9 protein-coding genes are annotated in these 9,172 nt (G+C 33.0%); 8 read left to right on the top strand and 1 reads right to left on the bottom strand.

Annotation, left to right across the window (positions count from 1 at the left end):
- Positions 1-98 precede the first annotated feature (98 nt).
- From B9N71_RS11940 to grxB, 7 genes are all read left to right on the top strand, one after another.
- Positions 99-932, top strand: a complete 834-nt coding sequence (locus B9N71_RS11940) for a DUF6708 domain-containing protein (protein ID WP_085166072.1) — start codon at positions 99-101, stop codon at positions 930-932.
- A 163-nt stretch (positions 933-1,095) separates the two neighbouring features.
- The gene (locus tag B9N71_RS11935) at positions 1,096-1,926 is read left to right on the top strand and encodes a DUF6708 domain-containing protein (RefSeq protein WP_085166071.1); all 831 of its coding nucleotides are present in this window, start codon (positions 1,096-1,098) and stop codon (positions 1,924-1,926) included.
- A 162-nt stretch (positions 1,927-2,088) separates the two neighbouring features.
- Positions 2,089-2,952 carry a DUF6708 domain-containing protein gene (locus B9N71_RS11930; RefSeq protein WP_085166070.1) on the top strand — a complete coding sequence of 288 codons (864 nt, stop codon included), beginning with the start codon at positions 2,089-2,091 and terminating at the stop codon, positions 2,950-2,952.
- The gene (locus B9N71_RS11925; protein WP_085166069.1) at positions 2,949-3,221 is read left to right on the top strand and encodes a PAAR domain-containing protein; all 273 of its coding nucleotides are present in this window, start codon (positions 2,949-2,951) and stop codon (positions 3,219-3,221) included. The genes B9N71_RS11930 and B9N71_RS11925 overlap by 4 nt, the downstream gene beginning before the upstream one ends.
- Positions 3,221-4,435, top strand: coding sequence for a KPHS_23130 family T6SS system protein (locus B9N71_RS11920; RefSeq protein ID WP_085166068.1), 1,215 nt, complete (start codon positions 3,221-3,223; stop codon positions 4,433-4,435). Before B9N71_RS11925 ends, B9N71_RS11920 begins: the two co-directional genes overlap by 1 nt.
- A gap of 516 nt (positions 4,436-4,951) precedes the next feature.
- On the top strand, positions 4,952-5,578 hold the full coding sequence (locus tag B9N71_RS11915) for a Pr6Pr family membrane protein (protein ID WP_065560451.1): 627 nt from the start codon (positions 4,952-4,954) through the stop codon (positions 5,576-5,578).
- Positions 5,575-6,225 (top strand): glutaredoxin 2, encoded by a 651-nt coding sequence (grxB, locus tag B9N71_RS11910; protein WP_085166067.1) that lies wholly within the window; start codon positions 5,575-5,577, stop codon positions 6,223-6,225. The genes B9N71_RS11915 and grxB overlap by 4 nt, the downstream gene beginning before the upstream one ends.
- Positions 6,226-6,340: 115 nt before the next feature.
- Here grxB and B9N71_RS11905 read toward each other — a convergent pair whose 3' ends face one another.
- Positions 6,341-7,381: a tagatose 1,6-diphosphate aldolase gene (locus B9N71_RS11905; RefSeq protein ID WP_065560449.1), complete on the bottom strand. Its 1,041-nt coding sequence runs from the start codon at positions 7,379-7,381 to the stop codon at positions 6,341-6,343.
- Between the two features lie 239 nt (positions 7,382-7,620).
- Between B9N71_RS11905 and B9N71_RS11900 the strand changes: the two genes are divergently transcribed.
- The gene (locus B9N71_RS11900) at positions 7,621-8,937 is read left to right on the top strand and encodes an MFS transporter (RefSeq protein ID WP_085166066.1); all 1,317 of its coding nucleotides are present in this window, start codon (positions 7,621-7,623) and stop codon (positions 8,935-8,937) included.
- The last annotated feature ends 235 nt before the right edge of the window (positions 8,938-9,172 follow it).

The raw sequence follows: 9,172 nt of genomic DNA, 5'->3' as shown, positions 1-9,172 counted from the left end.
AAAAAAGTGATTGGCATATTACATTACTGGCAAGGTAAAGACGCCAAATCGCCACTACGTGTAGAACATATTATCAATTAAAAAAGGAGAACGTAATAATGCCATCTAAATATCAACCGCAAGTTTCCTCATGGCGCGAGGATTTGCATAAAGGAATATATACAACGCAATTACATTTAAGTAATAATAAAAAATTACGTTATGCTACTGATGATTATTGTGAATTTTCTAGGCGTTTAAGTGGGATGAGTCCTTTGCTTCGTATACTTATGATAACTATTGCTTCTGCAACTGTTTTATTATCATTAGTAGTCTTGTACTTTGTTATACCAATTATTTTTTTTGAAAAAAGTAAAACTAGATTTATATTTATACCATGTTGTCTATTAGTATTTTTTGGTATGTATATCTTCTTTCTAATGGCTTCGAATATTTTTTTTGCTCCTGAAGATTGTCCCATTCGTTTAAATAGAAAAACAGGTAAGGTTTATATTTATGACCATTTCCTATTATATTTTGGAGCATGGTCGACCTTTATTCGCTCGCCCTTTAGAGCTAAAGAGATAACGGTTAAAGAGTTTAATTGGGCAGATATTCAAGGGTGTATGACCTCAGTATCAGTTCCTCTTGCTAGTGGCGGAATGGTTAGAAACTATCGTCTAGAATGTGTGGTATGCGAGCCTAATACCACTAAAGTGATTGACCACTTTCTACTAGCAGCCTATAGCAGTTTAAACTATTACGAATGGATGTGGATAAATAGCTATATGGCGTTTTCGGATAATAATTTGGATGGAGAATTGATGCCAGAAGAAGAGTTTACATGGCCAATCAAAGTCAACTGGCCAGAAGAAATTGACAAAAAATCCAAAGCCAGCTCGCTTGAAGAGTATCAGAAAATAGATGCCGAGTATAAAAAAATTAAGGAATAAATAATCTCCAAAGTACCGTGGTAATAGACCAAAAAGTGGCTGAATTAAGGGTAAAAGCGAAAAAAGTGATTGGCATATTACATTACTGGCAAGATAAAAGCGCAAAATCCCCATTACATATTGAATATAAATTGTAATCATCAAAAATAAGGAGAACATAATAATGCCATCAAAGTATCAACCGCAACTCTCATGTTGGCGCGAAGATTTATACAAAGGGGTTTATACAACCCGCCATTATTTAAGTAATAATAAAAAATTACGTTATGCTAATGATGATTATTGTGAATTTTCTCGGCGAACAATAGGATGGGAGTGGGTTCCACGTTGGGTTACTATTATTTGTTTAATAATGCTTATTTTATTGTCGTTTTTTGCAGTATATATTGCATCTTACATTATTATTTTTGAAACTGAAGGGAAACCTATATTTATACCTCTTGGGCTATTATTCCTTTATCTAATATATTTCTTCTTACAGTTTGTTTTCTATCTATTCTATGCTCCCGAGGATTGCCCAATCCGTTTTAATCGTAAAACAGGTAAAGTTTATATTTATGACCATTTTCTTTTATATTTTGGTTCGTTAGAAACATTTACTCGCTCACCATTTAGAGTGAAAGAGATAACAATGAAAGAGTTTGATTGGGCAGATATTCAAGGAGTCATGACGTCAGTATCGGCACCGATTTCTGGTGGTGGTATGGTCAGAAGTTACCGCATAGAGTGTGTGGTATGTGAGCCCAATACCACTAATATAATTGACCACTTTACTTTTTGTATGGATAGCAGTTTAAGTTACGATGAGTGGATGTGGGTGAATAGTTTTATGGCATTTTCGGATAAAAACCTAGATACCGAACAGATGCCAGATGAATATGAGTGGTCGGTAAAAATCAATTGGTCCGAAGAACTCGACAAAAAATCCAAAGCTAGCTCGCTTGAAGAGTATCAGAAAATAGATGCCGAGTATAAAAAATTAGGGAATAAATAATCTCCAAAGTACCGTGGTAATAGACCTAAAAGTTGCCGAATTAAGGGTAAAAGCGAAAAAAGTGATTGACATATTACATTACTGGCAAGGTAAAGACGCCAAATCGCCACTACGCATTGAACATATTATCAATTAAAAAAACAAAAAAGGGAGAACGTAATAATGCCATCAAAGTATCAACCGCAACTCTCATGTTGGCGCGAAGATTTATACAAAGGGGTTTATACAACAAAATTACATTTAAGTAATAATAAAAAATTACGTTATGCTAATGATGATTATTGTGAATTTTCAAGACGATTAACAGGGTGGGGGAAAATTGGTCGTTTAATCACAATGATTTGTCTAGGTTTGACGATGTGTATGATTTTATTTGTATTGTATATGGTAATACCTGGTATAGTTGAGGATAAAATAATAAATAAACTTATATATATACCAAGTTGTATTGTATTTATTTATATTGCTTATATTTTAATTCAGTTTTTTTTCTATCTGCTATATGCCCCCGAAGATTGTCCTATCCGTTTAAACCGAAAAACAGGTAAGGTTTATATTTATGATCATTTTTTATTGTATTTTGGATCATGGGCTACCTTTACTCGTTCGCCCTTTAGAACTAAAGAGATAACCGTTAAAGAGTTTAATTGGGCAGATATCCAAGGGGTAATGAGTTCAATTTCGGCACCGCTTGCCAGTGGTGGTACGGCCAGAACTTACCGTATTGAATGTGTGGTATGTAAACCTAATACTACTAGTGTAATTGACCATTTTATTTTATGTACAGATAGCAGTTTAAGTTATGACGAATGGATGTGGATAAATAGCTATATGGCGTTTTCGGATAATAATTTAGATGGGGAGTTGATGCCAGAAGATGAGTTTACATGGCCAATCAAAGTCAACTGGCCAGAAGAAATCGACAAAAAATCCAAAGCTAGCTCGCTTGAAGAGTATCAGAAAATAGATGCACAATATCAAAAGGTGGAAATTAATAATATAAAAAATAAAGGAAATAAAACATGAGTAAATTACGTGGAGTTATTCGGCTAGGTGATTTGACAAATCATGGTGGAAAAGTAATTACCGCTTCATCGACAATGACAGTTTTTGGCAAACCTGTTGCTTTAGTTGGTGATTTAGTTAGTTGTCCAATAAAAGGTCATGGTATTAATCCTATTATTGAAGGTGACTCAACTTTTACCATTCAAGGTAAGCAAGTTGCTTTAGATGGTCATAAAAGCATTTGCGGTTGTTCTTTAATCTCATCAATATCAGAGGTAGGAAAAAGCTAATGTCTGTCGATTTATCATCACTACCTGCCCCATTGCCTGAAGCTAAAAAAATGAATTTTTGGTTCTGGGGTGTTTTGCTTATTGTGTTTATTTTGCTTGGTTGTATTATTACTGTTACACTCAGCTTTTTTTATGACATATCAGATATCCTCTTTATTTCAGGCCTTTTTGCCTTTCCTTTTGTTTTTTGGCTGTTTATATTTTTATATGGTGTCTTTTTATATGGTAATCGTCTAATTTATATTGAACAGTGGAATTTATGTATAGAAGAGCGTAAACAAAAACTGATTCATTATGGGCAAAGAGGATTATATGTTTTAGGCTTTTCACTTATTACAGAACAGGGCGAAACAAGAAATGCCGCCTCTATCGTTAATAATGATTTTTTTATGATAAGTAAATTACACCGCAATAGTGGCATTGTTATTCCCCATACGACTTTATCTGTGATTGATGGTATGAAATCTGAAAGCTTTGATGAGCGTTTAAAGGCCATTTTTACTCGTTTTGAAAAAGAATACAAAGCTAAATTTGCAACTGCGTTAACACAATCAAATTTGCATGTTAGGTTATTTATTGATGTTGAAGTTTCAAACGATAAAATAAAGGCATTATGGATGGAAACATTGGGAAAAAGAATTTGTCATCCTGCTAGCTTTGAAATTGAAGATCCCAGCCATTCATCTACATTTATAGAAACATGGTTAGACGATAGTGATCATGATGATGAGTTGCTTTTGGTGATTAATACACATCTGTTTTCTGCTCCAATTAAAGATGAAGGTGAGTTTGCATCAATGCTAGTTCTAGCAGGGGAAAACGTAAATAGAGCGCCATTTTTTCCTACTGCTAATTCGCCATTAATAAAAGTTTATCGTAGTGAACAAAAAACGGAATTCACGCAAACTATTGAACATGCTTTACTGTGGGGTAGTGCCGATGATAACCAGTATGGCGGGGTTTGGTATAGCGGTATTTCGCCAGATTTTAAAAATGAAATTATACACCACTTTAATCAAATTCAGTTTGAAGCAAAAAATCATTTTAATATTGATACTTCAATTGGTTATGCTGGTTATTGTTCGTATTGGTTAGCATTAGTATTAGCCATTGAAAATGTATCTATAAAAAAAGATAAACAATTGATCATGGTAGGTAAAACACCACTTACCGCTTCGGTTGTGTCATGTTTGCAAGAAAATAACACTGATTAAGCGTTAAGGTAATATATATAGCTATGTCAAATTTTTGATTTTTATTTGTATTTTCACCGTGATAACGTTAAGGCATCTTATAGAATATGATATCCTTTAATCCTCCCGACTTATTTGGCAGAATTTGAACAGCCTTATAAAGGGAGGGATGTATTACTTATTAAATGAGACATTTAATAAAATATCGCACTGAAAATTAAAACTAAAGATTAAGCCTTACTCAAAAATTGGACAAATGCTGCCATTGGTATAGTTAAAAATTATAGAATAAACGACTATGATGAAAAAATTTGGCGTCGAGTTTAAACAACAATTGATTAATCATTTAATTACCTATTTATTTTTATATCACTCAGTAGACATTAGTTAGTATGTTTTAGTTGAATTGCATTTTATTTATATATTAAAAACTGATTATTTTAAATTATTTGCATTAATTTAAAATAATCAGTTAACTTTTTGCTTTTATACTGTTTGGTATATACTGATGTACTGTTTTATCTATATTTATTTTTTATGCTAAAGCGAAGTATTAATCTTTTTATAGCACTGTTTGCTATCGCAATTATTGCCATGGAAACTTATATTTATTGGCATACAAAGTTTCGTCCTTGGCAACCAGAATCTTCCATAGGTCGATTAATTTATTATTATAGCTTTTTTACGGTGTTATCAAATTTGATGCTGGCATTAAGTTGTTTGTGGCTATCTGTTAACCCCAATTGTAATCGATATAGTTTTAAAGTTATTCGTTTAAATGGTTTGGCTGGTGTGATTATAACGGCTATTGTGTATAATTTAGTGTTAAGAGGTATCCATACCCCACCTAATGTATTAATGAAAATCACTAACGAAAGTTTACATGCTGTTATACCTGCTTTGGGTTTATTAAGTTGGCTGATTTGGGGGCCATTTAGACGCATCAACGTTCATGTCATTATAGGATCAATATTATCAATGCTATCTTACGGCATTTATATTTTTGTCCGAGGTTATTATACTAATCAATATCCATACCCTTTTATTAATGTTGTACGAATCGGTTATCCCAAAGCTTTGTATGCTTCAAGTATTGTTTTTTTATTATTTTTGGGATTAGTTTTTTTATTATGGGCGGTTGAACGCTTAAGGAAGCGAAAATGAAACTGTATATTTATGAGCATTGCCCTTTTTGTGTTAGGGCTAGAATGATTTTTGGTCTAAAAAATATACCGGTTGAAAAACAGGTATTATTGAGTGATGATTTTCAATCGCCAGAGCGTATGATTGGTGAAAAAATGGTGCCTATTTTACAAAAAGATGATGGTAGCTATATGCCTGAAAGTTTAGACATTGTTGATTATGTTGATAACAATTATGGCGATAAACCCATTTTAACAGGTCCTAGATCGCCAGATATCACAGATTTAATAAAACAGTTGCAACAATATGATTATAAGTTAGTGTGTCCACGTTATATAAAACTAGGTTTAGCTGAGTTTGCGACACAAAGTGCTATCGATTCTTTTGTTAATAGTAAATCAAAAAAAATGGGATCGTTTGATGAATGTTTGATGCAAACGGATTCATTAGTGTCTGCCGTATCTGCTATATTAAATAAACTTGAGTTATTGATTGTGTCACCAGATGCATGTAATGGACAATTATCTTTAGATGATATCTGTTTGTTTCCAGTTTTACGGAATTTGACGTGTGTTAAAAGCTTAACTTTTTCATCTAAAATTAAGGATTACCTACAATCAATGGCTAAACTTAGTAAAGTTGATCTATTTTTTGATAAAGCTATTTAACAATTAAAAATACAGATCTTGCTATTTTTGTTTGATATTAAATCATGGTTCTAGAGCGAGGTATTAAAAAGAACAGGAAAAATAGGAATAAACCTGTTCTTTTTTGTTTTAGCAATTAATTACCTAATTTAACATCAATCACTTCAATATTATCTTTACCGCCATAGATATCGTACCAAGGTGTTGCATATTGTTTTAATATCTTATTGAGATGCTCAACATTTTCACGACCAGTTTGATCTAGCCAAAGTTTTAAACCTTCTTTGCCTCCATTAGCATAGGCCGCAACACCTTCAAACCATGTTGCTCTACCTCCAAGGATGCCGCTATATTTAGCGCCATTTTCACCAGCAAAAATAAGTTCTTGGTGGAAGGTTTTTGTTGGTACGCCAGCACTTAAATAGATAAAAGGGCGGGTTGCGACTTCACTTGCTTGTTTAAAATAGTCAGCAGCTTGTTTTTGTGTGTAAACAACTACATTGTTGTCGTTAAAACCTTCTACATTCTTAAACAATACGGGAACTTCGACTTTTAAAATATCAATATAATACTGTTCTTTAGTAAACTCTTTTATTGTATTAATGACTTTTTGAGGTTTAATTTTTGCAAATTCAGGACTTTTATCATCGGTTATCACATTGTCATATACAATCGGTTCAACAAATACAGGAATATCAGCGGCTCTAGCTTCATTGCCTAAACGTTCTAAAAAAGCATGTTTTTTGTCTAAAATATCTTGAGGATCATCCGGATTATAATAAACCAATACTTTTGCGGCATCGGCACCTTTTTTTATTAGGCGTTGTAATGAATCCTCAGGCAAAATATCGGGTAATCGTCCTGGAGTACTAGCATCATACCCTGTTTTTTCGTATGACATGATTAATCCAGCATTGCTATTTTTAGCTGCCATGCCTTTAAAACCATATTCTTCATCTAACAATATTGCACTAACATATTTAGTTAATTCTTGAGAGACAAGTTCTTTAAATTCATACACCATATCGATATGATAACGATCTTTCCCCACAGCAGATTCCATCATTTTAACCATTGAACCGCGTTGATCAATCGCTAATGCTGCAATAATGCCATCTTGGTTTGATAACTGCTGCATACGTGTAAATTTACCACGAGAAATACATTTTTTAGCCATTTTATAGCTCTCCGTTTAGTAAGATGTATTATTGTAGTTCTTTTATTTGGTTGTTTATTAATCATTTGTGCTAGTTTTAAAGATATGCTTAATTTTAATAAATTCAATTGTTATATAGTGGCATTATGATTGAGTTAAATTATTACTTAATTTGTTATCTTCTTTTAAAAGATTAAGTGTTAGAGTATAGTAGTTAAAAATATCAAACTGTTTGTAAACAATAATTTACAAGGATGAACATGCACAAAGTACTCCATACACCAACAAGAACTTTAAATGCTCAGGATTATAAAACGTTGTCGCTTTCTGCATTAGGTGGAGCATTAGAATTTTATGATTTTATTATTTTTGTCTTTTTTTCTATAACCATTAGTCACCTTTTTTTCCCGAATGATATGCCTGATTGGCTGAGCCAAGTACAGACCTTTGGTATTTTTGCTGCTGGATATTTAATACGCCCATTGGGTGGAATCGTTATGGCCCACTTTGGGGATCGATTTGGTCGCAAAAGGATGTTCACGCTAAGTATACTGCTTATGGCATTACCAACACTATTTATAGGTTGTTTACCTACGTATATTAATATTGGTATTTTTGCACCTTTATTGTTACTGCTTATGCGATTATGTCAAGGCCTAGCTGTAGGAGGAGAAGTTCCTGGCGCTTGGACTTTTGTATCTGAGCATGTACCGAAAAATAAAATTGGATTGGCATGTGGAATATTGACAAGCGGATTAAGCCTAGGTATTTTGCTCGGTTCGCTAGTTTCAACGGCCATGAATAAGTGCTTATCTTCGGAACAACTTATTGATTGGGGATGGCGCATACCATTTATAGTTGGCGGTGTCTTTGGATTGATAGCAATGTATTTACGTCGTTGGTTAAAAGAAACACCAATTTTTCTGGAAATGCAAAATCGTAAACAACAAGAATTAGCTAAAAAAATACCCGTGCTCACTGTATTGACGGGGTATTTGCCTCAAACTATTTTATCTATGCTACTCACTTGGGTGTTGTCTGCTGGTATTATGGTTATTATGCTAATGACCCCAATTTTATTACAAAAGCAATTTGGTTATTCAGCGATTGATGCGTTGCAAGGAAATATATTAGCCATCATTGGACTAATTATAAGTTGTACATTTTATGGAATGATGATGGATAAATTTGCTATGGGGAAAGTGATGTTAATAGGTTGTGTTATTGCAACTATTGTTATTGCTATTTTTTATCTATCATTAGATAACCCACATCTTTTATTTATTACTTATTCTTTAGCAGGTTTTAGTGTTGGTATTGTAGGCTCTTTTGCTTATTTTATGGTGAGTGTGTTTCCTACCCAGATTCGTTACAGTGGTGTATCATTTTCATTTAATATGGCTTACGCTATTGCGGGCGGATTAACACCTCTGTTGATCTCCTTTTTGAGTGATTTTGTTAGCAAAATGGCACCAGCTATTTATGTTATTGGATTATTTGGATTTGGTGCATTGATTGGATTATATTTATTTATTAAGGATAACAGTCAAAAGTATATAGCTAAAGATATTGCATAATAAATGCTGACCATAGAATTTTAATTATTATTTAATAATATGTTGAATTTGATATAGCATGACCATTTGTTTTTTGAACTCGTTAGTAAAGCAACGTTTTGCTCTTCGTGATGAATCGATTGCCATTGTTGTTACCTTCTCTTATTTTTAGTTTATCATAACAATGACCTTATAAAACTGGTACTAATTAGTGTAGCCGATCCAAGCAACGTTGGAACTATTTATGTGTTTTAGT

The sequence above is a fragment of the Gilliamella bombi genome, from assembly GCF_900103255.1.
In the GTDB taxonomy this organism is placed as follows: Bacteria; Pseudomonadota; Gammaproteobacteria; order Enterobacterales; family Orbaceae; genus Gilliamella; species Gilliamella bombi.
The sequence above is the reverse complement of the archived record's forward strand: the minus strand, read 5'-3'. Positions and strand labels throughout refer to the sequence as shown.